Below are 26,028 nucleotides of genomic sequence, written 5' to 3' on the forward strand. Positions count from 1 at the left end.
ATGGATTCGCAGATCATGGACGTCCTCGCCGATCGCGTGCTCGAGCTCGGGCCGAAGCCTGCGGCCGACAGCCCCTACCGGAATTTCAAGCTGACGCGCGACGTGGACGGCATCGCCTGGCTGCTGTTCGATCGCGCCGGCGCCAGCGCCAACACGATCTCCGCCGACGTGATCGAGGAGCTCGATGCTGTCGTGACGGCGCTGGAGAGCCAACGCCCGGCCGGCCTCGTGGTCCGTTCGGCGAAGAAGAGCGGCTTCATCGCCGGCGCCGACGTCAACGAATTCCGCGGCGCCACCGACCCGCGCGCGGTCGAGACTGCGATCGGCCGCGCCCATGTGGTGATCGATCGGTTGGAGGCGCTGCGCGTGCCGTCGGTTGCCGTGGTCCATGGCTTTTGCCTCGGCGGCGGTCTTGAGGTGGCACTGGCCTGCCAGATGCGGATCGCGATCGAAGATGCGCGGTTCGGCTTTCCCGAGGTGATGCTCGGCCTGCATCCCGGCCTCGGCGGCACCGTGCGTTTCACCGAGCTGGTCAATCCGACGCAGGCGATGACGCTGATGCTGACCGGCAAGACCATCGACGCCCGCCGCGCCAAATCGCTCGGCCTGGTCGATGCCGTCACGCAGGAACGTCACGTCCGGAATGCCGTGAAGGACGCGGTGTTCGGCCGCCTGAAGCGCACCAAGCCCGGCGTGCTCAATTCGATCCTCAATCTCGCGCCCGTGCGGGGCTTCCTGGCGACGCGCATGCGCAGCGAAGCCGCCAAGGCGGCGCCGCGCGCGCATTATCCGGCGCCCTACGCCTTGATCGATCTCTGGGAAAAGCATGCCGGCAACCGCTCGGCAATGCTGAATGCCGAGAAGACGTCGTTCGCCAATCTGATGGTGACACCGACTGCGCAAAATCTGATCCGCGTGTTCTTCCTGCGCGAGCAGATGAAGAAGCTAGCAGGTTCCGGCAACAAGATCGAACACGTCCATGTCATCGGCGCCGGTGCGATGGGCGGCGATATCGCCGCCTGGTGCGCCAACCAGGACATGCGGGTGACGCTCGCCGACATGAAGGCTGAGCCGATCGCGGGCGCGATGAAGCGTGCCGCCGAGCTGTTCGGCAAGATCATGCGCAAGCGGATCGATCAGCGCGACGCGCTCGACCGGCTGATCCCCGACATGGAGGGGGAGGGCGTCCGCAACGCCGATTTGATCATCGAGGCGGTGCCGGAAAAACTCGAACTGAAGCAGAAGGTCTATGCCGGGCTTGAGCCGAAGATGAAGCCAGGCGCGATCCTCGCCACCAACACCTCGAGCATTCCGCTGCAGGATCTGCGTACCACGCTGCAAAAGCCGGAGCGGCTGCTCGGCCTCCACTTCTTCAATCCGGTGTCGCGGCTGCAACTCGTCGAGGTCGTCAGCCATGACGGTACCGATGCAGGGCTACTGAAGGAGGCGCTCGCCTTTGTCGGCGCCATCGATCGCCTGCCGCTGCCGGTGAAGAGTTCGCCCGGCTTCCTCGTCAACCGTGCGCTGACGCCCTACATGCTGGAGGCGATGGTGATGCTGGACGAGAAGATCGACCAGCGCCTGATCGACGCAGCGGCCGAGCAATTCGGCATGCCGATGGGCCCGATCGAACTGGCCGATCAGGTCGGCCTCGATATCTGCCTTGATGTCGGCGACTTGCTGCGCTCGAAGTTCGGCGACACATTGCCGCCGACGCCGGCCTGGCTGCGCGAAAAGGTCGCGAAGGGTGAACTCGGCCGCAAGACCGGCAAGGGCTTCTACACCTGGAAGGACGGCAAGGCCGAGAAGGCGCCGCTGCCGGAGACGGGTCCGCGGGTGACCGATGAGATGATCGACCGCCTGGTGCTGCCGATGTCGAATGTTTGCGTCGCGGCCTTGCGCGAAGGCATCGTTGATAACGCCGATGTGGTCGACGGCGCGATGATCTTCGGCACCGGCTACGCGCCGTTCCGCGGCGGCCCGCTTAACTACGCACGCACGCGCGGCGCCGACAATGTGGTGTCCGCGTTGCGCGCGCTCGCGCAGAAGTTCGGCGACCGGTTTAACCCCGATGCAGGCTGGGAGACCTTCAAGTGACCGATACGCATATCCACGCGCCGGCGATCTCTGGAAATGAGCCGCAGGGCGACCTCTGCATCCGCACGGTCGCGATGCCCGCCGACACCAACGCCAATGGCGACATCTTCGGCGGCTGGCTGCTCAGCCAGATGGACGTCGGCGGCGGCGTGTTCGCCTCCAAGCTGGCGAAGTCGCGCACCGTGACGGTCGCGATCGAAGCGATGAATTTCCGGAAAGCGGTCTATGTCGGCGATCTCGTCTCGGTCCACGCCAACCTCGTGCGGGCCGGCCGTACCTCGATGACCGTACATCTCGAAGCCTGGGTGCTGCGCCGCCGCGAACAGCAGTCGATCCTGGTCACCGACGGCAATTTCACCTACGTCTCGATCGACGATCAGGGCCATCCGCAGCCGATCCAACGCGACGGCGTAACGATCGCGACCTGAGCCCGCGGCGCTTCGCCGCCCTCGGGGCACCCCAGGAACAAACAGGCAGCGATCCCGTTGTCGGCCCGGAAATGAAACCGAGGCTGATAATGTCCGACTGTTACGTGATCGAAGTAAGTTCGCAGACCGCGGGTATCGTGGTGCGCGATATGAGAGGTTACCAGTTCTTTGCGGCGTCGCACCGCTTCAACCGTTTGGAAGGCCAGATTTTCCGCAATGCACGCGAGGCCGAACGCGCCGCGCGCCGCCTCGCCACCGGCGAGGCGATGCAGATGGCTTCCTGAGTCTCTCGACGTCATTCCGGGGCGCATCGCGCCGGAATGACACCTCTTCGTTGACGTCCGTGCCGAACGGTCGCACCATGGCTACCTTGCCGCTTCAAGGGTGCCACCGTGGCCGGACTGTCCCATCGCCAGACTGAAATCCTCAACATCGCACGCGCGTTCGGCCGGGTCATGGTGGAGGACCTGGCCAAGCGATTCGAGGTGTCGGCGCAGACCATCCGCAAGGACCTCAACGATCTCTGCGACCAGCGGGCGCTGACGCGTATCCATGGCGGCGCCATCATCGCGTCCGGCGTCGAAAATCTCGCCTACGAGGCGCGTCGTTTCGTCGCCGCCGACGAGAAGAAGGCGATCGGCGCCGCTGCCGCCGCGCGGATCCCGAATGGCTGCTCGCTGTTCATCAACATCGGTACCACCACGGAAGAGGTGGCGAGCGCGCTGACCTCGCATGAGGATTTGCTTGTCATCACCAACAACCTCAACGTCGCGATGCTGCTCTACCGCCATCCGCGTATCGAAGTGGTGGTCGCCGGCGGCACCGTGCGCCGCGCCGACGGCGCCGTGGTCGGCTCGACCGCGACGCAGTTGATCGGCCAGTTCAAGGTCGACTACGCCATCATCGGCGCGTCCGCGATCGACGAGGAGGGCGCGCTGCTCGACTTCGACTATCGCGAGGTGCAGGTCGCGCAGGCGATCATCGCCAATGCGCGCAACGTCATGCTGGTGTCTGATTCGACCAAGCTCCGCCGCAGCGCGCCGGTGCGCATCGCCCATATGAGCCAGATCCAGACCTTCATCACCGATTCGCCGTTGCCCGCGGCCCTCGCGAACATTTGCCATTCGCGCGGTATCGAGGTCGTTGTCGCGATGGACAAGCCGCAAGTCGATATCGACGACAACCCCGAACCCGCGCCGGTCACGCTGCGCAGCGCGTAGCTTTCTCCGCGTGTTTGTTCGTGGCCCGCTAAGGGCGGCGCGAAAACCTCTCACCGTCACCAAGAGGACCGCGCCCTTGCGCGCCTCTCGAAGGACGATGGGAACCGCCCCGGGCGTGCCCCCTTCGAGGCTCGCTACCCCTTGCACATCAAGGTGACGGAGTAGGCAGCGACGGTCGCATTTGAGCCGATCCAAAGCACCTGCCGCCCAAAAAATTACCAGAAAAAGTTCCCATTTTCGGTTTTCTTTCGTTTTTGCTTGTGATCTAATCCAACTCGAAAGTAAAACCGCCGAAGCGAAGGCGGTTGCTGGGGGAAGCGTTCTTTGGACCGAATTTACGACCTCGCCATCGTTGGAGGCGGCGTTAATGGCTGCGGCATCGCGCGCGATGCGGCGGGCCGCGGTAACAGCGTTTTTCTTTGTGAAATGAATGACTTGGCCAGCGGGACGTCGTCCTGGTCGACCAAGCTCGTGCATGGCGGTTTGCGCTACCTCGAGTATTACGAATTCCGTTTGGTGCGCGAAGCGCTGATCGAGCGCGAGATTCTCTGGCAGATCGCACCCCACATCATCCGTCCCCTGCGTTTCGTTCTGCCGCACCATGCGGGCCTGCGTCCGGCGTGGCTGTTGCGGCTCGGCCTGTTCCTGTACGACCATATCGGCGGCCGCCATTTGTTGCCGGCGACGCGCTCGGTCGATCTCACGAGTGACGTGGTCGGCAAGCCGTTGATCGCGGGCCGTTACACCAAGGGTTTTGAATACTCCGACTGCTTCGTCGATGACGCGCGCCTGGTTGCGCTAACCGCGCGCGATGCGGCCGATCGCGGCGCCGAGATCCGCACGCGCACCCGCGCGGTCGAGATCCGGCAGGTCGACGGCATCTGGCACGTCACGATCGAGGACCGCGCGAAGGGCACGCGGGACACGATCAAGGCCCGCGCGCTGGTCAATGCCGGCGGTCCCTGGGTCGAGCAGGTGCTGGCTTCAGGAGCCGGCGTCAATGCACGCGCCAAGGTGCGGCTGGTGCAGGGCTCGCACATCGTGGTGAAGAAACTCTACGACCACGACCGCGCCTACATCTTCCAGAACGCGGACGGCCGCATCATCTTCGTCATTCCCTATCAGGACGACTTCACGCTGATCGGCACCACCGATCGCGACTATGACGGCGACCCGGCCAAGGTAAAGGCGTCGTCCGAAGAGATTCAGTATCTCTGCGCCTCCGCCAGCGAATATCTCGCCAAGCCGGTCAAGCCCGAAGACGTGGTCTGGAATTATTCCGGCGTGCGCCCGCTCTACGACGACGGAGCGAGCGAAGCCAAGGCCGCGACCCGGGACTATGTGTTCGAGCTCGACACGCCCGGCGGCGCGCCGTTGCTGTCGATCTATGGCGGCAAGATCACGACCTATCGCCGGCTTTCCGAAGAAGCGCTGGAGCGGCTGTCGCCCTATCTTCGCAGCGCAAAAGCAAAAGAGGGGTGGACCGGCAAGGCGCCGCTGCCCGGCGGCGACATGGATGTCTCCGCGGTCGGTGCGCTATCGGCCGAACTGGTCCGCAACCATCCGTTCCTCGCGCAGCCGCATGCCAATCGTCTCGCGCATGCGTACGGCACGCGCGCTGCCAAATTGCTGGGCAATGCAAAATCCGCGGATGATCTCGGCCGTTCGTTCGGCGCTACCTTGACGGAGAGTGAAGTCAGGTACCTGATGGCGAACGAATGGGCCCAGACTGCGGAAGATGTCGTCTGGCGGCGATCCAAGCTTGGCCTGCGGATGTCGGCGGACGAAGTCGCCGCGCTCGACGAGTGGATGACCGCCAACCGCGCATCCGGTGAACGTCCCCTTCGCGAGGCGGGAGGACGGACATGAGCGTCACATTGCAAAACGTCACGCGGGCCGTGGATGGTATTGCGGCCATTCGCGATGTTTCGCTGACACTGGAGCGCGGCACGCTCAGCGTGCTGCTCGGCCCGACGCTGTCGGGCAAGACCTCGATCATGCGGCTGCTCGCCGGCCTCGACAAGCCGACCACGGGGCGCGTGCTGGTTGACGGCAAGGACGTCACCGGTGCCGACGTGCGGCAGCGTTCGGTCGCGATGGTCTATCAGCAGTTCATCAACTACCCCTCGCTGACGGTGTACGAGAATATCGCCTCGCCACTGCGGGTCCAGGGCAAGCCGCGCCAGGAGATCGAGAAGCGCGTCGCGGAAGCCGCGGGCCTGTTGCGGCTCGAGCCCTTTCTGAAGCGCACGCCGCTGCAGCTCTCCGGTGGCCAGCAACAGCGCACCGCGATCGCACGCGCGCTGGTCAAGGGCGCCGACCTCGTGCTGCTCGACGAGCCGCTCGCCAACCTCGACTACAAGCTGCGCGAGGAGTTGCGCACCGAGCTGCCGCGCATCTTCGAGGCCTCGGGCGCGATCTTCGTCTATGCCACGACGGAACCATCCGAGGCTCTGCTGCTCGGCGGCAACACCTTGTGCATGTGGGAAGGCGAGGTGCTGCAAATCGGCGAGACGCCGAAGGTCTACCGCCATCCCGATACGTTGCGCGTTGCGCAAGTGTTTTCCGATCCGCCGCTCAACATCATCGGCATCGAGAAAAAGAACGGCGAAGTGATCTACACCGGCGGCGAAAAGGCGCCGGCGACCGGCCTCTACGCCAATGTGCCCGACGGCACCTATCGCGTCGGCTTCCGTGCGCATCAGCTCGAGATTGGCGACACTGCGGCCGGCCGCCACAAGTTCTCCGTCACCGTGACGGTGACCGAGATCACCGGCTCCGAAAGCTTCGTGCATGTCCGTGTTCACGGCTCGAACTGGGTCTCGGTGCTGCATGGCGTGCACGAATATGAACCCGGGCAGGTGCTCGACGCCGCGCTCGATCCCGACAACATCTTTGTGTTCGACGCGGTCGACCGCCTCGTCGCTTCATCCAACGCGAATTGAGGGAGGTGCAAGATGGCCCGCATTGACCTCGTCGACCTCGCACATTCCTACGGCGGCAACGACGCGCCGCCTGAGTCGTTCGCGCTGAAGCCGGTGACCATGACCTGGCGGCAGGGCGGCGCCTATGCGCTGCTCGGACCGTCGGGGTGCGGCAAGACCACGCTGCTCAACCTGATTTCCGGGATCGTGACGCCGTCGCGCGGGAAAATCCTGTTCGACGGTCAGGACATCACGCCGCTGTCAACACAGAAGCGCAACATCGCGCAGGTGTTCCAGTTCCCGGTGATCTACGACACCATGACGGTCGGCCAGAACCTTGCCTTCCCGCTGAAGAACCGCGGCGTGCCGAAGGCCGAGGTCGACGCGCGCGTCAAGCAGATCGCCGACCTGCTCGACCTCACGCCCTACGTCAATCGCAAGGCGACGCGGCTGACCGCGGACGCCAAGCAGAAGATCTCGCTCGGCCGCGGCTTGGTGCGCTCCGACGTCGCCGCCGTGCTGTTCGACGAGCCGCTGACGGTGATCGATCCCGAGCTGAAGTGGCAATTGCGCTCGAAGCTGAAGGCACTGCATCGCGAGCTCGACCTCACGATGATCTATGTGACCCACGACCAGACCGAGGCGCTGACTTTCGCCGACACGGTCGTCGTGATGCATGACGGCGGTGTGGTGCAGAGCGGCACGCCGGCCGAGCTGTTCGACAAGCCGGCGCACACCTTCGTCGGCTACTTCATCGGCTCGCCCGGCATGAACATCGTGCCGGCGGAGGTGAGCGGCCACGAGGCGCGCATCGACGGCCATGTCATCGGCCTGCGTCGCAACTACGGCGTTCTGCCGGCCGGCAAGAAGATCGAGATCGGCGTGCGGCCGGAATTCGTCGATGTCGCGGCTCCCGCGTCGGGCCTGCTCTCGGCCAAGATCGAACGGATCGACGATCTCGGCCGTATCCGGTTCGCCCGGGTCAGGGTCGGCAACGCCAAATTCGCCGCCCGCGTTCCGTCGGGTTTCTCGATCTCCGACGACACCGCCGGCCTGATCTTCGACCCCGCACATATCCACGTCTATGCCGACAGCCGTTTGGTGGAGGGGGTTGCCTGATGGACAAGACCATCAACCAAAAAGCCTGGTTCCTGGTGCTGCCGGTGTTCCTGGTGGTCGCGTTCTCCGCGATCCTGCCGCTGATGACCGTCGTGAATTATTCGATGCAGGACACGTTCGGCAACAATCAATTCTTCTGGAACGGCGTCGGCTGGTTCAAGGAACTGCTCGATCCCTCGACCGATCTCGGCGGCCGCTTCCTGGCCTCGCTCGGGCGCAATCTGTTCTTCTCGGCCGTGATCCTCGCGATCGAGGTGCCGCTCGGCATCGTGGTCGCACTATCGATGCCGCGCGAGGGCTGGAGCGTCGCGGCCTGCCTCGTCATCCTCGCGCTGCCGCTTTTGATTCCGTGGAACGTGGTCGGCACCATCTGGCAGATCTTCGGCCGGCCCGATATCGGCCTGCTCGGCTATGTGCTGAACAGCATCGGGATCAACTACAATTACGTGTCCAACGAGGTCGACGCCTGGCTCACCGTGATCGTGATGGACGTCTGGCACTGGACCAGCCTGGTTGCGCTGTTGTGCTACGCTGGCCTGAAGTCGATTCCCGACGCCTATTACCAGGCGGCGCAGATCGACGGCGCCTCGCGGTGGGCGGTGTTCCGCGCCATCCAGCTTCCCAAGATGCACCGCGTGCTGCTGATCGCCGTGCTGCTGCGCTTCATGGATAGCTTCATGATCTACACCGAGCCGTTCGTCGTCACCGGCGGCGGGCCCGGCAATTCGACCACCTTCATCTCGATCGAGCTCGTCAAGATCGCGCTCGGCCAGTTCGACCTCGGCAAGGCCGCGGCGCTGTCGCTGGTCTACAACCTCATCATCCTGATCGTGTGCTGGGTGTTCTACACCGTGATGACCAATGCCGGCGCAGATCGCCCGGCCAAGGAAGGAGCGGCCTGATGCACTCGATCCCCGGCCGCCGCGTCATCATGGCGCTGTTCCTGATCTTCCTGCTGTTGCCGATCTACTGGCTCGTCAACATGAGCTTCAAGACCAACACCGAGATCGTCACGACGATGACGCTGTGGCCACACACGCCGACGCTACAGCACTACAAGCGCATCTTCACCGACGAGAGCTGGTACTCCGGCTACATCAACTCGCTGGAATACGTCGTTATCAACACCATCATCTCGATCGCGGTGGCGCTGCCGGCGGCCTATGCGTTCTCGCGCTACCGCTTCCTCGGCGACAAGCATCTGTTCTTCTGGCTGTTGTCGAACCGCATGGCGCCGGCCGCGGTCTACGCGCTGCCGTTCTTCAATCTCTATTCGGCGATCGGCCTGTTTGACACGCCCTGGGCCGTGGCGCTGGCGCACTGTATCTTCAATGTGCCGCTCGCGGTCTGGATCCTTGAAGGCTTCGTCTCCGGCGTGCCCCGCGAGATCGACGAGACCGCGTTCCTCGACGGCTATTCGTTCCCGCGTTTCTTCATCAAGATCCTGGTGCCGTTGATCGCCAGCGGCATCGGTGTCGCCGCGTTCTTCTGCTTCATGTTCTCCTGGGTCGAATTGCTGCTCGCGCGCACACTGACCTCGGTCAACGCCAAGCCGATCGCCGCGGTGATGACGCGCACGGTGTCGGCCGCCGGCATGGATTGGGGCCTGCTTTCGGCCGCCGGGGTGCTCACCATCATCCCGGGCGCGCTCGTGATCTGGTTCGTCCGCAACTATATCGCGCGCGGTTTCGCGCTCGGCCGCGTCTGAGGAGGCATTCATGGACAGTATCGCATGGATGGCCTGGACACCACCGACCGCGATCTTCTTCGTGCTGCTGGCCTGCACGCTCGGAGTGATGATCTGGCTCGCCATTGCCTATCCCGAGATGGAGCGTGTCGGTGTGCTGCGCATTCCGACCACGCGAGGTGATCGTTTGTTCATTTCACTGGTGCTTGCCGCGGTGATCCACCTGGTGTGGATCGGCGTGGTCGGCACCGACCCGATCGCGACGCTGCCGATCGGGGAAGGCGTTGATATTACGAGCCTGTGGCTCGCATCCGTGATTTCGCTTCTTTCGGCCGTGGTGATTTTTCGCACCGTCTGAAGAAAGCGAAAAAGAGCAGATCCGGGGTCTACCCGGGCCTGAATATTTAGTTTGTCGCTGCAACCGGAGGAATCAACATGCGACACGTGAGAAGAACAAAGGATAGTCTTCTAACCATGACCAGCGCGCTGGCGCTGATCGCGGCATCGGTGGCTATCGCCGCGCCGGCGCGCGCGGACGAGGCCGCCGCCAAGAAATGGATCGACAGCGGCGAATTCCAGCCGTCGACCCTTTCGAAGGAAGACCAGATGAAGGAGATGGAGTGGTTCATCAAGGCCGCTGCACCCTTCAAGGGCATGGAAATCAACGCCGTGTCGGAAACGCTGACCGTGCACGAATACGAATCGCGCACGCTCGCCAAGGCGTTCGAGGAGATCACCGGCATCAAGGTGAAGCATGACGTCATCCAGGAAGGCGACGTCGTCGAGAAGATCCAGACCCAGATGCAGTCCGGCAAGAACGTCTATGACGCCTGGATCAACGACTCCGACTTCATCGGCACCCACTTCCGTTACGGCCAGGCCGTCGACCTGACGGAGTGGATGAAGGGCGAAGGCAAGGACGTCACCAATCCGATGCTCGACGTCGACGACTTCATCGGCAAGTCGTTCACCACGGCGCCGAACGGTCACCTCTACCAGCTGCCCGACCAGCAGTTCGCGAACCTCTATTGGTTCCGTTACGACTGGTTCACCAACCCGGACTACAAGGCCAAGTTCAAGGCCAAGTATGGCTACGACCTCGGCGTGCCCGTGAACTGGTCGGCTTACGAAGATATCGCCGAATTCTTCACCAACGACGTCAAGGAGATCAACGGCGTCAAGGTCTACGGCCATATGGACTATGGCAAGAAGGATCCCTCGCTCGGCTGGCGTTTCACCGACGCCTGGCTGTCGATGGCCGGTAACGGCGACAAGGGCATCCCGAACGGCCTGCCGGTCGACGAATGGGGCATCCGCATGGAAGGCTGCCGTCCGGTCGGCTCGGATGTCGCGCGCGGCGGCGACGTCAACGGTCCGGCGGCGGTCTACTCGATCGTCAAGTATCTCGACTGGATGAAGAAGTATGCTCCGCCGCAGGCGCAGGGCATGACCTTCTCCGAGTCGGGCCCGGTGCCTTCGCAGGGCAATATCGCCCAGCAGATCTTCTGGTACACCGCCTTCACCGCCGACATGGTGAAGCCGGGCCTGCCCGTGATGAACGCGGACGGTACGCCGAAGTGGCGTATGGCTCCGTCGCCGCATGGCTCGTACTGGAAGGACGGCATGAAGCTCGGCTATCAGGACGTGGGCTCGCTCACGCTGCTGAAGTCGACCCCGGTCGATCGCCGCAAGGCGGCCTGGCTCTATCAGCAGTTCATCGTCTCCAAGACGGTCAGCTTGAAGAAGAGCCATGTCGGTCTCACCTTCATCCGTGAATCCGACATCTGGGACAAGTCGTTCACCGAGCGTGCGCCGAAGCTCGGCGGCCTGATCGAGTTCTACCGCTCGCCCGCGCGCGTGCAGTGGACCCCGACCGGCAACAACGTGCCTGACTATCCGAAGCTCGCGCAGCTCTGGTGGCAGAACATCGGCGATGCTGCGTCTGGTGCGAAGACGCCGCAAGCCGCGATGGACTCGCTCGCAGCCGCTCAGGACTCGGTGATGGAGCGTCTCGAGAAGTCGGGCGTGCAGGGTGCCTGCGGTCCGAAGCTCAACCCGAAGAAGACGGCTGAGTACTGGTATGACAAGTCGGCGAAGGACGGCAACATCGCGCCGCAGCGCAAGCTTGCCAACGAAAAGCCGAAGGGTGAGACCATCGACTACGACACGCTGATCAAGTCGTGGCCGGCTACTCCGCCGAAGCGCGCTGAGGCCAAGTAAACCCTAAGTAAGCCGCAACGCCATCAAGGGAACAAGGAGGCCGGGAGCGATCCCGGCCTTTCGTCATTGCGAGCGAAGCGAGGCAATCCAACCCTCCGCATGCGGCTTTGTGGATTGCTTCGCTTCGCTCGCAATGACGGCTATCATCGACACCATATCGGCCGTAGCACGGCCAGGGAGGTCGCCATGCGCATGATTTTCCGTTGCGATCCAGGGCTCGCCGATCACCTGCCGCGGCCGTTTCCGGCGCGCAGTGCGCTGCCCGACTGGCTGCGCGCGATGCCCGCGAAAGCGCATTCCGATATCCACGGTCGCGAGATCCGCACCGTCAAGCAATGTCCGCCCTTCGTCGATGCGATGGCCTATGGCGTCATGATCCCGCTGCCCTGCGACGTCAGGATCGAGCGCGGCGCGTTCGCGTGGGACTGGGACATTCCAGAGCCCGCAACGCAGGGCCATCCGCGCGCGCCGCTCAGCTTCCACCCGCCAGCGCAATTTGCCGGCGCGCCGTTCGCCAACGGCCGGGCCGCACTGAAGTTCAACAGCTTCTGGACCATCGAGGTCGAACCGGGCTGGTCGCTGTTTGCGACCCATCCCGTCAACCGCGACGACCTGCCGTTCCGTCTGATCTCGGGGCTGGTGGATGCCGATCGCTTCCATGACGGCGGCATCAATTTCCCTGCGGTCTGGACGCAGCCCGATTTTGCCGGCGTGCTGCCGAAAGGTACGCCGGTCGCGCAATGCTTCGCCGTGCCGCGCGAGGCGCCCGAACTGGTGTTCGAAGCTTTCGACGAGGCGCACAGAGCAGCCTATGCGAAGGTCGTCACTGAGGTGCTGGCTGCGCCCAATGTCTATCGCAAGCATTTTCGGGCCAAGCGCGGGCGGCTGACTTCCTAGACCAGAGCGCGATGGGATTAGGTTAAATGGCAACCGCGAAGGAACTGCGCTCCCTCGCCCGCTTGTGGGAGAGGTGCAGCGGCTCCGCTTCACCTCGCCTCACGCTCTATATCGCGTCCTGGTCCTGAGCTTCTCACCTTGATGCTGGGACTGCACTCTGGATCTGAAGCAGATTGAGCGACACAAGCGATAATGCTCGCACCCCCGTCTCGATCGCGACTTTGTAATCCGGTGCAAAGAACGGCGAGTGATTGGTCGGCACCGGCTCGCCGCGCTTTTCATAGTCCGCGATAACGGCAGGATCATAACCGCCAATTCCCAGGTACAGAGAGGATACCCCCTCTAGCCCGTATGCGGAGAAATCCTCACTCGCACTACCTCCCTGTTCGGACTTAGGCACGAAGCGGACCTGATCGCCGAGAGCAGGTTTAAGCGCCTCGAAGGCACGCTTCGCCATCGGCGGCTCATTCACGACTGACGCCGTTCCCCCCCGATGCATGATTTCCGGTGCGGGCGCTCTGGCCATGGCTGCAATCGCTGTAGCGGTGCGGTCGACACCATCGAGCAGGAGTTGGCGCACTTCCGGGTCATACGACCTCAGCGTCAGCTTCAGGTCGGCCTGATCGGGAATGATATTGCCGGCAGTACCCGCCTGAAAGCTTCCGACCGTAACGACTCCAAAAGCACCGGCATTCTTCTCGCGACTTATGACCGTCTGGACATCGGTCACGAAGTGAGCGCCCATGACCACTGGATCGATGGACGCGGAAGGTCTCGATCCGTGAGCACCTCGCCCCTTGAAGATAATTTCGACAGCGTCCGAGTTCGAGCTGACGGCTCCTTCCTTGACAGTCACCCGTCCGGCCGGTGCGTTACCTACGTGAGCTGCGATCGCATAGTCGGGCTTCGGGAAACGCGTAAAGAGGCCGTCCGCGATCATCTTGTGAGCGCCGTCGCCGGCCTCCTCGCCCTCTTGTCCGACAAACATGAGGGTTCCGTGCCACTGTTCACGGAGCGCGATGAGAGTCTCCGCCGTGCCGACCCACCACGCCATGTGATTATCGTGACCGCAGCTATGGGCCACCGAAGAAAGGCCTCCGTTGTAAGGCGCCTTCACGTGGCTGGCGAATGCCAGACCGGTCTTTTCTTCCATCGGCAGGGCATCGAGCTCGGTCCGAACCATCAAGACCGGCCCAGCACCGTTGCGGTACAAAGCCACGATGCCGGTGCCGCCCACCGCCTCAGTAACTTCGAAGCCGAGCTTGCGCATTTCCGCAGCGAGAGTTGCCGCAGTCCTCGTCTCGTGAAGAGACAGCTCCGGATGCGCATGGATGTCCTTGTACAGCGACTCCAGGTCGGGCCACGCTTTGGCAAGCTCGCCATTTATTGACGAAAGTTGACCATTCGGTTCGCCGGCCACGGCGCTTTGTGCGAGGCCGATCAATAGCCCAAGCGCAGCGCACGTGACATTCCGATAGGACATGTTCATCTCCGTTCAGCTACCAGGTTTCGGACCGCCGCAAAAAAGAGGGATGTCTCCCGCCTTCTCTTTTTGATCATGCTCTAGACTAACGCGCGGCGCAACGCGTCCTCATCGAGCCAGAGGCGGCCATGCGAGGCCGAGGTCAGCGCCATCGCGATCGATCCGAACATTTGCGGGCGCAGGCCGTAAGCTTGCGCGAATGCGCGCATGGCGGCGTCCGAGTTGCCGCCATCCTGCAACGCAATTCCGAGATTGAGTGCGGCCTCGGCATAGTGGGGCTTGAGCTCGAGCACCTTGCGATAAGCGTGTGCGGCTCCGCCGTGATCCCGCTGGTCCTGCCGCGCGACGCCGAGATCGAACCAGACCGAGGCCGGCGCATCGCTCGCGGTGGCGCGTTCCAGCAGGTCCACGGCATTGGCGAGATCGCCGTCGTCCCAGGCCAGCCGGCCGAGCCGCGCGGTGGCTTCCTGATGCTGCGGGATAACCTTGAGGATCGCCTCCCAGGCCTCGCGCGCCTGCGCCTTCCGGCCGGCCAGTTCGAGCATGCGCGCCTTCTCGACGAAGACATCGCGCTGCGGCCTCAGCGCGATGGCGCGATCGAGATGCGTCAGCGCCGCATCGAACTCCTTTGCGGCGCCCGCGATGCGGGCGGCCAGCAGCCGGGCCGGGGCATTGTCCGGCCGCGCCGTCAGGCTCTTTTCGATATGCACGCGGGCCGGCGCGATCGCGCTCTCGGCATACAGCACCGCGGCCAGGAAATGGCTCAGCACCGGTTCTCCAGGCCGCCGGCGCAGACCCTGCTCGCAGAGCTGCTTTGCTTCGTCGCCCCGCCCGGCATTGAATGCAGCGGCCGCGCGGCGAACGATATCCTCGGCGTTGTCCTTGCTCATCCCTGTACGACCGTATTCAGCCCTGATCGATACGGTCTATGCCATGCGGCGCCGGACTCCAAGATCAGCGTTCATGGCCAGCGCTCACCGCGCAACAGAGGGGCTGGCCGCCGCGCGCATCTGGATAAAAGCCTGGTATTGCGCCAGCGTCAGCTCCTGGCTGACATGGGACAGCTCGGTCGCCGCGGCTTCGGCGGCCTGGCCGGCCGGCTCGGCGACACGGGCGAACATCTCGGCCTCATAGGTGCGCACCGCATCGCGCCAATCCTGCGACCCGGTGAGATGCTGCGCCAGCTCGGCTGCATCCAGCATCGCGGCGTTGACGCCTTCGCCGCCATAAGGCGACATCACGTGCGCGGCGTCGCCGAGCAGGGTGATGCCGGCGCGGTTGGTCCAGTGATGTCCGACCGGCAGCGCATGGATCGGGCGAATGGCGAACCGGTCGTTGCTGGCGCGGAACAGGTCGAGCAGGGCGTCGGCCCAGCCGGTGAATTCACCGACCAGCGCTTCACGCGCCGCCGCCGGCGAGGTGAGGTCGAACCGGCGCTCGGCCCATTCGACCGGCACCCGGAAGATCGCATAGCCGCGCAGATGGGCGTTGCCGTTGCGCTGGACGATCAGGCTTCGCCCGCCGCCTTCGATACCGATCTTGCCGCGACCCACGAGCCGCGACAGCGCAGGGTGCCGCGTATCGACCTCGTCAATGCCGAACTCGATGAAGGTGAGGCCGCTGTATTGCGGCTGGTAGCGCGACACGAGCGGTCGCACCTTCGACCACGCGCCGTCGGCGCCGACCACGAGATCGAACGGCCCCTTGCGCGCTTCGTCGAAGACGAGATCATAGCTGCCGTCGTCGCGCGGTGCGACCTCGCGCAAGGCGTGGCCCCAATAGACGGTGCCGGACGGCAGGGATTGCAGCAGCAAGGCGCGAAGGGCCGTGCGGTCGACCTCCGGACGGTCGCCGGTCGTGTCGTCGTCCGCAAGCAGCAATTGGCCGGCGCCGTTATAGAGCCGGCTGCCCTGGTCTTCGTAACGCGCGATGCGCAGGAATCCCTCATGGAGTCCGGCGCGCGTGAGCGCCAGTTGGCCGCTCTCGGCGTGCAGGTCGAGCGTGCCGCCTTGCGGCCGTTCGCTCGCGCTTGTCTCTCGTTCGAACACCCTGGTTTCGATTCCGGCAACATGCAGCAGCCGGGCGAGCGTCAGGCCGCCAGGACCGGCGCCGATGATGGCAATGCGGAGAGGGCTTGAATTCATTGACATCACGCCTTCACTGAGATACATAGGTGCCTATATAATATGGATAGGGACCTATGTAAATGGCTGATGCAACCGATTGGGAATCATTCGATCGTCCCGCGCCGCTGATCAACATGGCCTCGCGCAGTATCTTGAGACTGGGCGAACGCCGGGTGAAGCCGCTCGGTTTCAGCATCGGGCAGTTGCCGGTGCTCTATCTGCTGCGCGACGGCAAAGCCATGTCGCAACGTGATCTGGCCCGCACTCTCAGGGTCGAGCAGCCGTCGATGGCGCAGATTTTGGCGCGGATGGCGCGTGACGGATTGATCCGGCGCACGCCGATGCCGGGCGACGGCCGCAGCCAATTGGTGTCGCTGACCAAGGCCGCCATCCCGAGGCTGCCGGCCGCGCGCAAGGCGTTACACCGCAACCAGGATCAGGCGCTCGCGGGTTTCAGCGCGGCGGAGACCGCAACGCTGATGGATCTGCTGCGGCGATTGAATCGAAACCTCGACCGCATGGTCACCGAGGAAACGGAGAGCGATCAAGCCGTTGACGCATAGGATTGGTCCAGCGCGCGGCGCGCAATGAAAAAAAGGCCGGGAATGTAACCCGGCCTTTTTGTTCGGCGTCATTCCGGGATGGTCCGAAGGACCAGACCCGGAATCTCGAGATTCTCAGGTGCGCAATTGCGCACCATAATTCGATGCTTCGCATCGCCCCGGAATGACGGCGTAATATTTGCCGGCTTCCTTCCGTCATCCCAAGCGAAGCGAAGCAATCCATTGATCCGCGTACGCGGAAGGATGGATTGCTTCGTCGCTTCGCTCCTCGCAATGACGGCAGGAGGGAGAGATCGGAGTTGCCTTACTCCGCCGCTTCGGTCGCCTTGAGCGTCGGATAATCCGTGTAGCCCTTGGCGCCGCCGCCATAGAAGGTGTTCTTGTCCCAATCGTTGAGCGGCGCGCCCTTCTTCAGGCGCTCGACCAGATCGGGGTTGGAGATGAACGGCTTGCCAAATGCGATCAGGTCGGCGGCGCCGGATTCCAGTACCTTTTCGGCGAGCGCAAAGTCATAGCCGTTGTTGGCCATGTAGGCCTGCTTGAAACGCTTGCGCAGGCTTGCATAGTCGAACGGTGCGATATCGCGCGGGCCGCCGGTCGCGCCTTCGATGACGTGGAGATAGGTCAGCTTCAGCGCGTTGAGGTGGTCGACGATGTAGTCGAACAGCGGCTGCGGGTTGGAATCGGAGGCGTCGTTGGCGGGCGTCACCGGCGAGATCCGGATGCCGGTGCGGTCGCCGCCGGCTTCTCCAACCACGGCCTTGGACACTTCGAGCATCAGCTTGGCGCGGTTCTCGATCGATCCGCCATAGGCGTCGGTGCGCTTGTTGGTGCCGTCCCTGGCGAACTGGTCGAGCAGATAGCCATTGGCGCCGTGGATCTCGACGCCGTCGAAGCCGGCGGCCAGCGCATTCGCGGTGCCGCGTTTGAAGTCCCCTATGATCCCTGGGATTTCCGAAAGCTCCAATGCACGCGGCTCGGAGACATCGGCGAAGGTGCCGTTGACGAAGGTCTTGGTCTTGGCCTTGATCGCACTCGGCGCGACCGGCGCGCCGCCATTTGGCTGCAGCGCGACATGCGAGATGCGGCCGACATGCCAGAGCTGGATGAAGATGCGGCCACCGCGCTCATGCACGCGATCGGTGACCTTCTTCCAGCCTTCGACCTGCTCCTTCGAATAGATGCCGGGCGTGTCCTGATAGCCCTGGCCCTGATGCGAGACCTGGCTCGCTTCGGTGATCAGAAGGCCGGCGGAGGCGCGCTGGCTGTAATAGTCCGCCGCAAGCGGGCTCGGCACCATGCCAGGCGGCACCGCGCGGTTGCGCGTCAGCGGCGCCATCACCAGGCGGTTCGGCAAGTTCAGCGGGCCAAGCTTGAAGGGCTCGAAAAGTTTGGTCGGTTGGCTCATGGGCAAATGTTCCAGGATGTGACGGATAGGGGACAATTGTGCATTGCGGCGACGAGCGCAATGGCCGGACGCATTCGCGCCTTGCAGGTTAGCTGCGCACGATCCCGCCCATGTGGCCGGCATCCAGGAATAGTGTGTGCGCGTTCACGTAGGAGGATTCGTTCGAAATCAGGAACAGCGCGGTATAGGCCACCTCCCAACCGGTGCCCTGGCGGCCGAAAGGCACTGTCAAGGCCCGGTCCGGCCGCCTCCGGCTGGCGTCGCGGCCCATCGGCGTGTCCATGAGGCCGGGTGCGATCACATTGCAGCGAATGCCCTTTTCTTCGCCGGCCCGAGCGATCGCCCGGCCCAGCGCGATCTGCGCGGCCTTGGAGGATTCATAGGCCGGGTTGCGACCATTGGCGCGCTGGCTCGCCATCGACGAGATCAGGATGATCGCCCCGCCCGGAGCCATCACGTCCAGTGCCTTCTGCGCAAACAGCATGTGGCTGCGCACGTTGACCGCGTAATCCCGGTCCCACGCCTCCGCCGTCATTTTGGGCAGCGACAGGCCGGAGGAGATTCCGACGTTCAGTGCCAGACCGTCGAGGCCGCCGAGGTTCTGCGTGCAGCGCTCGACCGCAGGCGCGATCTGCGCGATGTCGGAGACATCGACCACGTCGGTGAACGCCTTGCCGCCTTCCTTCGTGATCTGCGCGACCGTGTTGTCGGCCGCCTCCTTGTTGACGTCGATACACGCGACCGATGCGCCCTCACGCGCGAACAGCACGCTCATCGCACGGCCGTTGCCGACAGGCGGCTCTTCATCGACGATTGTACGCTGTCCCGCGCCGACCACGATGATGCGGCGGCCGGCAAGCCGGCCATGGTTCTTCGCCAGCCCCAGCGATTCCGCATGCAGCGACGCGGAGGGATCGACGGATTTGGGTGCGTGGGTGGTGGTCGACATGGCGTGCTCCCTGACGTCTTGTTGTTGTCAGGGAGCAGTAGCACGGGTGCGCGGGGGAGGCGACGTGTCCGCCGAAGGCGGAAAATCCCGCGGCGGGGAATATCGTCTCAGTTCGCGCCGAGGAAATCGCGCTTGCCGATCTCGACGCCGTTGTGGCGCAGGATGCCGTGAGCCGTCACAGCGTGGAAATACAGGTTCGGGAACGAGAAGCCGGAGAGGAATTGCTGGCCCGTCACCGTCATGGTGCGACCGGCACCGATCGGGAAGGTGACCTCCTTGGCGTCGGCGCCGTCGAATTGCGCCGGGGTGAACGACTTCACATAGTCGATCGTCTTCGCCAGCCGCTGCTTCAATTCGCCGAACGTCGTCTCGGTGTCGGGCGTCGATGGCACCTCGCTATGCGTCAGCCGCGCGCAACCCCGCGAAGCGTGATCGCAGACCAGCTGCACCTGCTTCGACAGCGGCAGCATGTCCGGATAGAGCCGCGATCCCAGCAGCACCTCGGGCTGGATCTTCTTCGCCTCGCAATGCGCCTCGGCCTTGGTGAGAATGCCGGTGAGGCTGTTGAGCATTTGCAGGTAAGCGGGGACGACGGCGTCGTAAAAGGACATATGATGCTCGCTGTGCTGAGATGGATCCGGATCTTGCCGAACGGCGATGCTGCACATGGGGCGGGGGAGGGAAGAATACAACTGCGGAAGGCCGTAACAGGTGGTTAAATCTTCCTTCTCTTCACCTCGCCCCGCTTGCGGGGAGAGGTCGGATCGCATCGCAAGATGCGATCCGGGTGAGGGGGACTCACCGCGAGTCGTGTGCGTGGAGACAGCCTTTCACCCCAACCCTCTCCCCGCAAGGGCGGGGCGAGGGAGCGCCAACAACTACCGCATCCCCGGCATTGCGGCTTCCGTCGGCTGGGGGCGCGGACCGCGCATCCGGGCGAGCAATTCCGCGGATGGCCATGAATCCGCCGGCAGGCCGTATTTCACCTGCATCGCCTTCACGGCGGTGCGGCTTGCCTGTCCCAGCACGCCGTCGACCTTGCCGACGTCGTAGCCCGCGCGCACCAATAGCCCCTGCAGCTCCTTGATCTCGTTGAACGGCAGTTGCGCGACCGGCTGATGCGGCCGCTGCATCGGCGGTGCGCCCGCGATGCGGCTGGCGAGATAGCCGGCCGTGGTCGAATAGATCAGCGAGTTGTTCCACTCGGTGTAGGCGGCGAAATTCGGATAGGCCAGGAACGCCGGCCCGGTGCGGCCCATCGGCAGCAGCAGCGAGGCCGGCATGTCGTCGTTCGGCAACGGCTTGCCGTCGGTCGAGCTGACGCCGAGCGCGACCCATTTCGAACGCGGCAGCTTGACCGTCAGGTCGGCCTGATCCCACGGAAAATTCGCATTCTGCGGCACGCGCACTTCCTGCAGCCACGGCTCGCCGCGCCGCCACTTCAATCCGTTGGCGATGTAGTTCGCGGTCGAGCCGATCACGTCGGGCCCAGAGCGCAGCAGATTGCGTCGGCCGTCGCCGTCGTAATCGACCGCGTAGTTGAAGTAATGCGTCGGCAGGAATTGCGTCTGCCCGAGTTCGCCCGCCCAGGAGCCGACCATCTCTTCGGGCGTGAGGTCGCCGCGCTCGACGATCTTCAGCGCCGCGATGGTCTCGCCTTGGAACATCTCGGAGCGGCGGCAATCATAGGCGAGCGACACCAGCGATTTCAGCGTCGGCAGATTGCCCATGTTGGCGCCGAAGTCGCTCTCCAGTCCCCAGAACGCGGCGATCACCGCCGGCGGCACGCCGTATTCCTTCTCGGCGCGCGCAAACGCCGCCGCGTAGGTCCTGATGTATTGCTGGCCCTGCTGCATGCGATAGGTCGCGGCCATGCGTCCGGCGAACTCGGTGAAGATCTGCCCGAACACGCGCTGGCCGCGGTCGCGATTGACGATGCCCTGGTCGTAGGTGAGGTAGGGCGAGGCTTCCGCGATGGTCTGCTGCGAGACGCCGGCGGTGACCGCCTGGCTCTTCAGCTCGGTGAGGAAGCGATCGAAGCTTTGCCCGTTGTGGCAGGACGCCGCGCGCGGCACAGCCGCCGGCCGTGGCCTGGCAGGCGTGGGTTTTACGGGGGCCGGCAACAATGGCTGTTGCGCCGAAGCAACGGATGAGAGGGCCAGCGCAGCCGCTAACGCTGCGATCCTGATCGGGGCGCGAAGGGAAGCTGCTGGCATTGAAGTCACCGGCCGGAGATCGAGGGAAAGGTCTGCCCTGCATACACCAGCCCGGCACCGGGCAACAACGGGGTGGCCGCCGTTAGACCAATTGGGCTTCGGCAGGCGGATCGGCCGCCGCTATGATCGGCAGGTGATTCGCGGGCAGGTGTGTCGGCGGATCGATTGCGCCCGGAGGGACCCATGTGGAGTTTTCTCGAGCGTCTCTTGGACTCGTCGACGCTCTCGCCTCACGGCATTTGTCTGCTGTGGGAGCCGGAGCTGATCTGGCTTCATGTCATTTCCGACGCGATCATTGCCGCTTCCTATTTCTCGATTCCGTTCGCGCTCGCGATCGTCGTCTCCAAGCGCCGCGATTTTCAGTTCGGCTGGATGGCCTGGCTGTTCGCCGGCTTCATTCTCGCCTGCGGGCTGACGCATGTGTTCTCGATCTACACGCTATGGGTGCCGATCTACGGCATCGAGGGCCTGCTCAAGGCGCTGACCGCGATCATCTCGATCTTCACGGCAGTGCTGCTGTGGCCACTGATCCCGAAAGTGCTGGCGATCCCGACCGAAGCGCAATTGCGCGAGGCGCATGTTGCGCTCGAGGAGGAGGGACGGCAGCGCCAGCATTCGGAAGTCCTGCTGCGGCGCTTTCGCGAGGCCGAGGTCAACGAGAGCAAGATCCGCCAGGCGCAGAAGATGGAGGCGGTCGGCCAGCTTACCGGCGGCATCGCGCATGACTTCAACAACATCCTCACTGTCATCACCGGCACGATCGATATCCTGGCCGAAGCGGTGACGCACAACCGGCAGCTCGCCGAGATCACCGGCCTGATCCGCGACGCCGCCGAACGCGGCGCGTCGCTGACGCGGCATCTGCTGGCCTTTGCGCGGCGGCAGCCGCTGCAGCCGACCGCCGTCGACGTCAACGCGCTGATGGTCGACGCCATCGAGCTGCTGCGGCCGACCATCGGCGACCATGTCGACATCGACTTCCGCCCCGCGCACGATCTGCCGCGCGCGTTGGTCGATGCCAACCAGCTCGTCACCGCGATCATCAATTTGGCGCTGAACGCGCGCGACGCGATGCGGAAGGGCGGCAAGCTCAGGATCGAGACCTCTGCCGCCGAACTCAAGCCTTCCGATGTCCAGGGACATGACGGGCTGGTTGCGGGAGGCTATGTCGCGATCGCGCTGATCGACGACGGCCAGGGCATCGCGGAGGCGGATCTGGCGAAGGTGTTCGAGCCGTTCTTCACCACCAAGGAGGTCGGCAAGGGCACCGGGCTCGGGCTCAGCATGGTCTATGGTTTCGTCAAGCAATCCAACGGCCACATCGTGCTCGACAGCGAGGTCGGCCGCGGCACCAGGGTCATGCTTTATCTGCCGCGCGCCGCCGCGACCGTGCAGCCCGCCATCGCCCCGCCGCGGCAGCCGGATCTGCGTGGCGCGCAGGAAATCGTGCTCGTCGTCGAGGACGACAAACTGGTGCGCTCTTACGTGCTGACCCAGATCGCGAGCCTCGGCTACACCACGCTGTCGGCCAGCAACGGACCGGAGGCGCTCGCCGTGCTGGAGAGCGGCGCGGCGGTCGACCTGCTGTTCACCGACGTCATCATGCCAGGGCTGATGAACGGGCGCGACCTCGCCACCGAGGCCGAGAGGCGGCGGCCCGGCCTGCGTGTGCTCTTCACTTCCGGCTACACCGAAAACGCCATCGACCATGACGGCCGGCTCGACGAGGGCATCCTGTTCCTCGCCAAGCCCTACAGCCGTGCCGAGCTCGCGCGCATGCTGCGCGTCGCGCTGCGCGAGAGCGAATTGATCCCCGCGCGCGTGGCGGCGGGATGAGCCTGGCGTGTGTTCAGCCCCGCGCCGTCAGAAACACATCGTCCATGAACAGCGCGTCGATGCCGGACTTGCGAAACGTGACGATCGCGTCGTTGGGTGTGCAAACGATTGGTTCGCTGTCGTTGAAGGACGTGTTGACGACCAGCGGCACGCCGGTTTTCGCGAAGAAGCAGGAGATCAGCTCGTGAAAGCGCGGATTTGATTTGCGGCTGACGATCTGGACCCGCGCACTGCCGTCCCTGTGCACCACGGCAGGGATCAGATCGCGTCTGTCGGCCTTCACCGGGCACGCAAACAGCATGAACTCGTGGCTTGCCGTCTGCGCGCCGACATCGAACCATTCCTCGGCGTGCTCCGCCAGCACGCTCGGCGCAAAGGGGCGAAAATCTTCCCGGTGCTTGACCTTTTGATTGAGGATCGTGCGCATGTCCGGCCGCCGCGGATCGGCGAGCAGTGAACGGTTGCCCAGCGCGCGCGGCCCGAACTCCATGCGGCCCTGAAACCAGGCGACGATCTTGCCGTCGGCGATCATGGCGGCGGCATCGCGCGCGGGAGATTTGCTCTGCCGCGCCTTGAGGCCGGCCGACTTGACCGCAGCCAGAATGTCGCGCCGCTTGAATGCGGGTCCCAGATACGGCGTGGAATTGCCGCGCTCGGGGGGGCGCTTGTTCGTGGCGCAATGCACGGCAAAGGCGGCGCCGATCGCCGTGCCGGCGTCATGCGGCGCGGACGGGATGAACACATTCGCGAATTCACCGGATCGCCTGACCAAATCGTTGGTCACGCAATTGAGCGCGACGCCGCCGGCAAGGCACAGATTGTCAAACGGTACCCTGCGTTTGATGCGCCGTACGGCCGCCATGACCGCGGCGTCCGTTGCTGCCTGCAGCGCGGCCGCCATGTCGGCATGCCGCGGCAGGATTTCGTCGTCCTCGTAGCGCGGCGGACCGAAGATGGCTTCCATTCTGGCGAACCTGTCCGGGTGCGTGCCGAGAAACTCCCGCGCCACCCCGTAATTCACCTCGTCGGCATGCATGATCGACAGGAACTGCGGACGGAAAACCTCGGGATCGCCGTAAGCCGCCAGGCCCATCACTTTCGAGGCGTCGTAGTGCGAGAAGCCGAGATAGCCGCTGAACACCTCCCACAGGAAACCGATCGTATGCGGATACTCGAAGGTCTCGACGCTCACGATCCGCGTGCCGACGGCCTTCGCCAGCGAGGTGCCGGCGGTCTCGCCGATGCCGTCGATGCTGAGGATGGCCGCGCGGTCGAAGCCCGACGGGAAGTACGCGGACGCGGCGTGCGCCAGATGATGCGGCATGAAATGCAATCGTTGCCCGAGCGAACGTCCAAGCAGGTCGTCGATCGCGCGGGGTACTTGAGCAAGCCGCAGCCGAAAGGTCTCCTCCGACCGCGGATCCCACCACTCGGGGCGATATCGCCGCCGGCGCAGCCTGGGATCGAACGAATATGCGACATGATCGATATCGCCGGCGGTGAGCTTGGCGTGGTTCAGGCAAAAGCGGATCGCGCGTTCGGGCAGTTGATGGGGGTTGTCGAATTCAGACGGCTTGCCGTGCTTGATGCGATTGAACCGCTCCTCCTCGACGGCTGCGACGAGCTTGCCGTCGATCAGCAGCGCGGCCGCGGACTCGTGATACACCGAGTTGATTCCAAGAACGATCACCTTCCCTCCCAATACGCCTGGTTCCCGCAACGTATTACCCAATGTGTCGGGGCGAGTCAGGTGGTATTGCGGCCGGTGGGCTGCGGAAGCGCGGTGCGGCCGATGGCCGCGATGGCGGTGTTGCCAGCGATGGCGGCGCGTCGGGCACGCGCGGGCCGTGGTGACGCGATGCGCGTCCTCCTCGGACGCGGTGCGGCTGATGGCTGCTATATGCTCGAAGCGGCTGAAACGGTTCGTCGTTCCGTATTCTCAAAAGTGATGCAGAGCATAGGACCACAACGGCAGCGTCAAGAAAGAAAGCGATATGCCGAGCCCGACCATCAACGACACCAGGGGTGGGTTGAGGCCATGCTGCACGGCGACGATCGCGCCGCCGATTTGCGGACCCATCGCGGCTTCGAACAAGGTCACGCGCGTCGTTTCTTCCGTTGCGCCCAGGATGCCGAAATACAATACGGCGAGCGCGGCAGGCGCGAGAAGCAACTTGAACCCGAGGCCGGTCGCCAACGCGGTGACAAGCCCGCCGCTTTGATCGAACCTGAGCTGCAGGCCGACCGAAACCAGCGCCAGCGGCGCGAGCGTGTCGCCCAATCGCTTCAAGGCGTCGGTGATCCAGACAGGGAACTCAAACGGCATCAGGGCGAAAGCGATGACCAGCGCAATCAGCGGCGGAAACATGATAATCCGCTTGACGATGGCAGCCTTCGATTCCTTGCCGGCGGAATAAATGGCTGCAACAGTGATGCCCAACGTGCTCAGCACCAGATAGGTGCCGAGCTGATCGATCAGAATGCCGGTCGCCATGTCGGACGCGCCAAAAAACGCTTCAATCATCGGCAGGCCGACAAAAGACGTATTGGCGAGGCCACCGGCAAGCATCAGCGCGCCGGTCGTCTCCCGCGAAAACTTCAAACGAGCAGAGAGCGCCCAGAAGAACCAGACGCCGAGGCCGAACATCAGCCATGGCATCGCGATGCTGTACAGCAATGACGTCTGCAGCTTGACGGTATGGATCTGCAAAACGATCAGCGCCGGCAGCGATATGTGAATGATGAAGGCGTTGAGCGCGAGATGGGCGTTCTCCGGGGCTTTCTTGGCGACGCGGAGACCCATCCCGAGCAGCAGGCAAAGAAATAGCAAAACGATGTTGTTCATTGCATTTCTC

Annotated in this window: 23 protein-coding genes; 14 read left to right on the forward strand and 9 right to left on the reverse strand. The window is 64.0% G+C overall.

What is annotated here, in order from left to right; translation table 11 throughout:
* The 12 genes from ACP2YO_RS10705 to ACP2YO_RS10760 all read left to right on the forward strand — a co-directional run bounded on the left by ACP2YO_RS10705 (position 1) and on the right by ACP2YO_RS10760 (position 12,592).
* Complete coding sequence (locus ACP2YO_RS10705; protein WP_426440843.1) at positions 1-2,097, forward strand: 3-hydroxyacyl-CoA dehydrogenase NAD-binding domain-containing protein; 2,097 nt, start codon at positions 1-3, stop codon at positions 2,095-2,097.
* Positions 2,094-2,525 carry an acyl-CoA thioesterase gene (locus ACP2YO_RS10710; protein WP_426440844.1) on the forward strand — a complete coding sequence of 144 codons (432 nt, stop codon included), beginning with the start codon at positions 2,094-2,096 and terminating at the stop codon, positions 2,523-2,525. Before ACP2YO_RS10705 ends, ACP2YO_RS10710 begins: the two co-directional genes overlap by 4 nt.
* 89 nt (positions 2,526-2,614) lie before the next feature.
* Positions 2,615-2,809 (forward strand): hypothetical protein, encoded by a 195-nt coding sequence (locus ACP2YO_RS10715; RefSeq protein ID WP_426440845.1) that lies wholly within the window; start codon positions 2,615-2,617, stop codon positions 2,807-2,809.
* A 108-nt stretch (positions 2,810-2,917) separates the two neighbouring features.
* Positions 2,918-3,745: a DeoR/GlpR family DNA-binding transcription regulator gene (locus ACP2YO_RS10720; protein ID WP_426440846.1), complete on the forward strand. Its 828-nt coding sequence runs from the start codon at positions 2,918-2,920 to the stop codon at positions 3,743-3,745.
* A gap of 324 nt (positions 3,746-4,069) precedes the next feature.
* Positions 4,070-5,614 (forward strand): glycerol-3-phosphate dehydrogenase, encoded by a 1,545-nt coding sequence (glpD, locus tag ACP2YO_RS10725; protein WP_426440847.1) that lies wholly within the window; start codon positions 4,070-4,072, stop codon positions 5,612-5,614.
* A complete protein-coding gene (locus ACP2YO_RS10730; protein WP_426440848.1) occupies positions 5,611-6,690 on the forward strand; it encodes an ABC transporter ATP-binding protein in 1,080 nt (359 codons plus the stop codon). Before glpD ends, ACP2YO_RS10730 begins: the two co-directional genes overlap by 4 nt.
* Before the next feature lie 12 nt (positions 6,691-6,702).
* Positions 6,703-7,788: an ABC transporter ATP-binding protein gene (locus ACP2YO_RS10735; RefSeq protein WP_426440849.1), complete on the forward strand. Its 1,086-nt coding sequence runs from the start codon at positions 6,703-6,705 to the stop codon at positions 7,786-7,788.
* Positions 7,788-8,690 (forward strand): carbohydrate ABC transporter permease, encoded by a 903-nt coding sequence (locus ACP2YO_RS10740; RefSeq protein ID WP_426440850.1) that lies wholly within the window; start codon positions 7,788-7,790, stop codon positions 8,688-8,690. The genes ACP2YO_RS10735 and ACP2YO_RS10740 overlap by 1 nt, the downstream gene beginning before the upstream one ends.
* Positions 8,690-9,496 (forward strand): carbohydrate ABC transporter permease, encoded by an 807-nt coding sequence (locus ACP2YO_RS10745; RefSeq protein WP_426440851.1) that lies wholly within the window; start codon positions 8,690-8,692, stop codon positions 9,494-9,496. The genes ACP2YO_RS10740 and ACP2YO_RS10745 overlap by 1 nt, the downstream gene beginning before the upstream one ends.
* Before the next feature lie 10 nt (positions 9,497-9,506).
* Positions 9,507-9,833: a DUF2160 domain-containing protein gene (locus ACP2YO_RS10750; protein ID WP_426440852.1), complete on the forward strand. Its 327-nt coding sequence runs from the start codon at positions 9,507-9,509 to the stop codon at positions 9,831-9,833.
* A gap of 116 nt (positions 9,834-9,949) precedes the next feature.
* The gene (locus ACP2YO_RS10755; RefSeq protein WP_426440853.1) at positions 9,950-11,695 is read left to right on the forward strand and encodes an ABC transporter substrate-binding protein; all 1,746 of its coding nucleotides are present in this window, start codon (positions 9,950-9,952) and stop codon (positions 11,693-11,695) included.
* Positions 11,696-11,881: 186 nt separating this feature from the next.
* Complete coding sequence (locus tag ACP2YO_RS10760; protein ID WP_426440854.1) at positions 11,882-12,592, forward strand: hypothetical protein; 711 nt, start codon at positions 11,882-11,884, stop codon at positions 12,590-12,592.
* A gap of 133 nt (positions 12,593-12,725) precedes the next feature.
* Here ACP2YO_RS10760 and ACP2YO_RS10765 read toward each other — a convergent pair whose 3' ends face one another.
* The 3 genes from ACP2YO_RS10765 to ACP2YO_RS10775 form a co-directional block, all read right to left on the reverse strand.
* Positions 12,726-14,075 carry an amidohydrolase gene (locus ACP2YO_RS10765; RefSeq protein ID WP_426440855.1) on the reverse strand — a complete coding sequence of 450 codons (1,350 nt, stop codon included), beginning with the start codon at positions 14,073-14,075 and terminating at the stop codon, positions 12,726-12,728.
* Positions 14,076-14,155: 80 nt separating this feature from the next.
* The gene (locus ACP2YO_RS10770) at positions 14,156-14,965 is read right to left on the reverse strand and encodes a tetratricopeptide repeat protein (protein WP_426440856.1); all 810 of its coding nucleotides are present in this window, start codon (positions 14,963-14,965) and stop codon (positions 14,156-14,158) included.
* An 84-nt stretch (positions 14,966-15,049) separates the two neighbouring features.
* The gene (locus ACP2YO_RS10775; protein WP_426440857.1) at positions 15,050-16,219 is read right to left on the reverse strand and encodes an FAD-dependent oxidoreductase; all 1,170 of its coding nucleotides are present in this window, start codon (positions 16,217-16,219) and stop codon (positions 15,050-15,052) included.
* Between the two features lie 62 nt (positions 16,220-16,281).
* Here ACP2YO_RS10775 and ACP2YO_RS10780 point away from each other — a divergent pair, with 62 nt between their 5' ends.
* Entirely contained in the window at positions 16,282-16,764 is a 483-nt protein-coding gene (locus tag ACP2YO_RS10780) for a MarR family winged helix-turn-helix transcriptional regulator (RefSeq protein ID WP_426440858.1), read from the forward strand.
* Between the two features lie 304 nt (positions 16,765-17,068).
* Here ACP2YO_RS10780 and ACP2YO_RS10785 read toward each other — a convergent pair whose 3' ends face one another.
* From ACP2YO_RS10785 to ACP2YO_RS10800, 4 genes are all read right to left on the reverse strand, one after another.
* A complete protein-coding gene (locus ACP2YO_RS10785) occupies positions 17,069-18,172 on the reverse strand; it encodes an alkene reductase (RefSeq protein ID WP_426440859.1) in 1,104 nt (367 codons plus the stop codon).
* 88 nt (positions 18,173-18,260) lie between these two features.
* Complete coding sequence (locus tag ACP2YO_RS10790; protein ID WP_426440860.1) at positions 18,261-19,121, reverse strand: SDR family NAD(P)-dependent oxidoreductase; 861 nt, start codon at positions 19,119-19,121, stop codon at positions 18,261-18,263.
* 107 nt (positions 19,122-19,228) lie between these two features.
* The gene (locus ACP2YO_RS10795) at positions 19,229-19,732 is read right to left on the reverse strand and encodes a DUF1993 domain-containing protein (protein WP_426440861.1); all 504 of its coding nucleotides are present in this window, start codon (positions 19,730-19,732) and stop codon (positions 19,229-19,231) included.
* A 267-nt stretch (positions 19,733-19,999) separates the two neighbouring features.
* Positions 20,000-21,337: a lytic murein transglycosylase gene (locus ACP2YO_RS10800; protein ID WP_426440862.1), complete on the reverse strand. Its 1,338-nt coding sequence runs from the start codon at positions 21,335-21,337 to the stop codon at positions 20,000-20,002.
* Positions 21,338-21,520: 183 nt separating this feature from the next.
* Here ACP2YO_RS10800 and ACP2YO_RS10805 point away from each other — a divergent pair, with 183 nt between their 5' ends.
* On the forward strand, positions 21,521-23,173 hold the full coding sequence (locus ACP2YO_RS10805) for an ATP-binding protein (RefSeq protein ID WP_426440863.1): 1,653 nt from the start codon (positions 21,521-21,523) through the stop codon (positions 23,171-23,173).
* A gap of 13 nt (positions 23,174-23,186) precedes the next feature.
* Here the strand turns inward: ACP2YO_RS10805 and ACP2YO_RS10810 are convergent, their stop codons facing one another.
* Together ACP2YO_RS10810 and ACP2YO_RS10815 are read right to left on the reverse strand one after the other, a co-directional pair.
* Complete coding sequence (locus ACP2YO_RS10810; protein WP_426440864.1) at positions 23,187-24,863, reverse strand: carbamoyltransferase family protein; 1,677 nt, start codon at positions 24,861-24,863, stop codon at positions 23,187-23,189.
* 249 nt (positions 24,864-25,112) lie between these two features.
* Complete coding sequence (locus ACP2YO_RS10815; RefSeq protein WP_426440865.1) at positions 25,113-26,018, reverse strand: AEC family transporter; 906 nt, start codon at positions 26,016-26,018, stop codon at positions 25,113-25,115.
* Between the last annotated feature and the right edge of the window lie 10 nt (positions 26,019-26,028).

Source organism: Bradyrhizobium genosp. P, assembly GCF_049949265.1.
In the GTDB taxonomy this organism is placed as follows: domain Bacteria; phylum Pseudomonadota; class Alphaproteobacteria; order Rhizobiales; family Xanthobacteraceae; genus Bradyrhizobium.

Bases quoted from the DNA above. Each gene is read 5' to 3' on its own strand.
- ACP2YO_RS10785 (WP_426440859.1), bottom strand. From the start codon at position 18,172: ATGAGCCAACCGACCAAACTTTTCGAGCCCTTCAAGCTTGGCCCGCTG.
- ACP2YO_RS10805 (WP_426440863.1), top strand. From the start codon at position 21,521: ATGTGGAGTTTTCTCGAGCGTCTCTTGGACTCGTCGACGCTCTCGCCT.
- ACP2YO_RS10735 (WP_426440849.1), top strand. From the start codon at position 6,703: ATGGCCCGCATTGACCTCGTCGACCTCGCACATTCCTACGGCGGCAAC.
- ACP2YO_RS10780 (WP_426440858.1), top strand. From the start codon at position 16,282: ATGGCTGATGCAACCGATTGGGAATCATTCGATCGTCCCGCGCCGCTG.
- ACP2YO_RS10705 (WP_426440843.1), top strand. From the start codon at position 1: ATGGATTCGCAGATCATGGACGTCCTCGCCGATCGCGTGCTCGAGCTC.
- ACP2YO_RS10795 (WP_426440861.1), bottom strand. From the start codon at position 19,732: ATGTCCTTTTACGACGCCGTCGTCCCCGCTTACCTGCAAATGCTCAAC.
- ACP2YO_RS10730 (WP_426440848.1), top strand. From the start codon at position 5,611: ATGAGCGTCACATTGCAAAACGTCACGCGGGCCGTGGATGGTATTGCG.
- ACP2YO_RS10790 (WP_426440860.1), bottom strand. From the start codon at position 19,121: ATGTCGACCACCACCCACGCACCCAAATCCGTCGATCCCTCCGCGTCG.
- ACP2YO_RS10770 (WP_426440856.1), bottom strand. From the start codon at position 14,965: ATGAGCAAGGACAACGCCGAGGATATCGTTCGCCGCGCGGCCGCTGCA.
- ACP2YO_RS10740 (WP_426440850.1), top strand. From the start codon at position 7,788: ATGGACAAGACCATCAACCAAAAAGCCTGGTTCCTGGTGCTGCCGGTG.
- ACP2YO_RS10760 (WP_426440854.1), top strand. From the start codon at position 11,882: ATGCGCATGATTTTCCGTTGCGATCCAGGGCTCGCCGATCACCTGCCG.
- ACP2YO_RS10755 (WP_426440853.1), top strand. From the start codon at position 9,950: ATGACCAGCGCGCTGGCGCTGATCGCGGCATCGGTGGCTATCGCCGCG.
- ACP2YO_RS10800 (WP_426440862.1), bottom strand. From the start codon at position 21,337: ATGCCAGCAGCTTCCCTTCGCGCCCCGATCAGGATCGCAGCGTTAGCG.
- ACP2YO_RS10765 (WP_426440855.1), bottom strand. From the start codon at position 14,075: ATGTCCTATCGGAATGTCACGTGCGCTGCGCTTGGGCTATTGATCGGC.
- ACP2YO_RS10745 (WP_426440851.1), top strand. From the start codon at position 8,690: ATGCACTCGATCCCCGGCCGCCGCGTCATCATGGCGCTGTTCCTGATC.
- ACP2YO_RS10775 (WP_426440857.1), bottom strand. From the start codon at position 16,219: ATGAATTCAAGCCCTCTCCGCATTGCCATCATCGGCGCCGGTCCTGGC.
- ACP2YO_RS10750 (WP_426440852.1), top strand. From the start codon at position 9,507: ATGGACAGTATCGCATGGATGGCCTGGACACCACCGACCGCGATCTTC.
- ACP2YO_RS10815 (WP_426440865.1), bottom strand. From the start codon at position 26,018: ATGAACAACATCGTTTTGCTATTTCTTTGCCTGCTGCTCGGGATGGGT.
- ACP2YO_RS10715 (WP_426440845.1), top strand. From the start codon at position 2,615: ATGTCCGACTGTTACGTGATCGAAGTAAGTTCGCAGACCGCGGGTATC.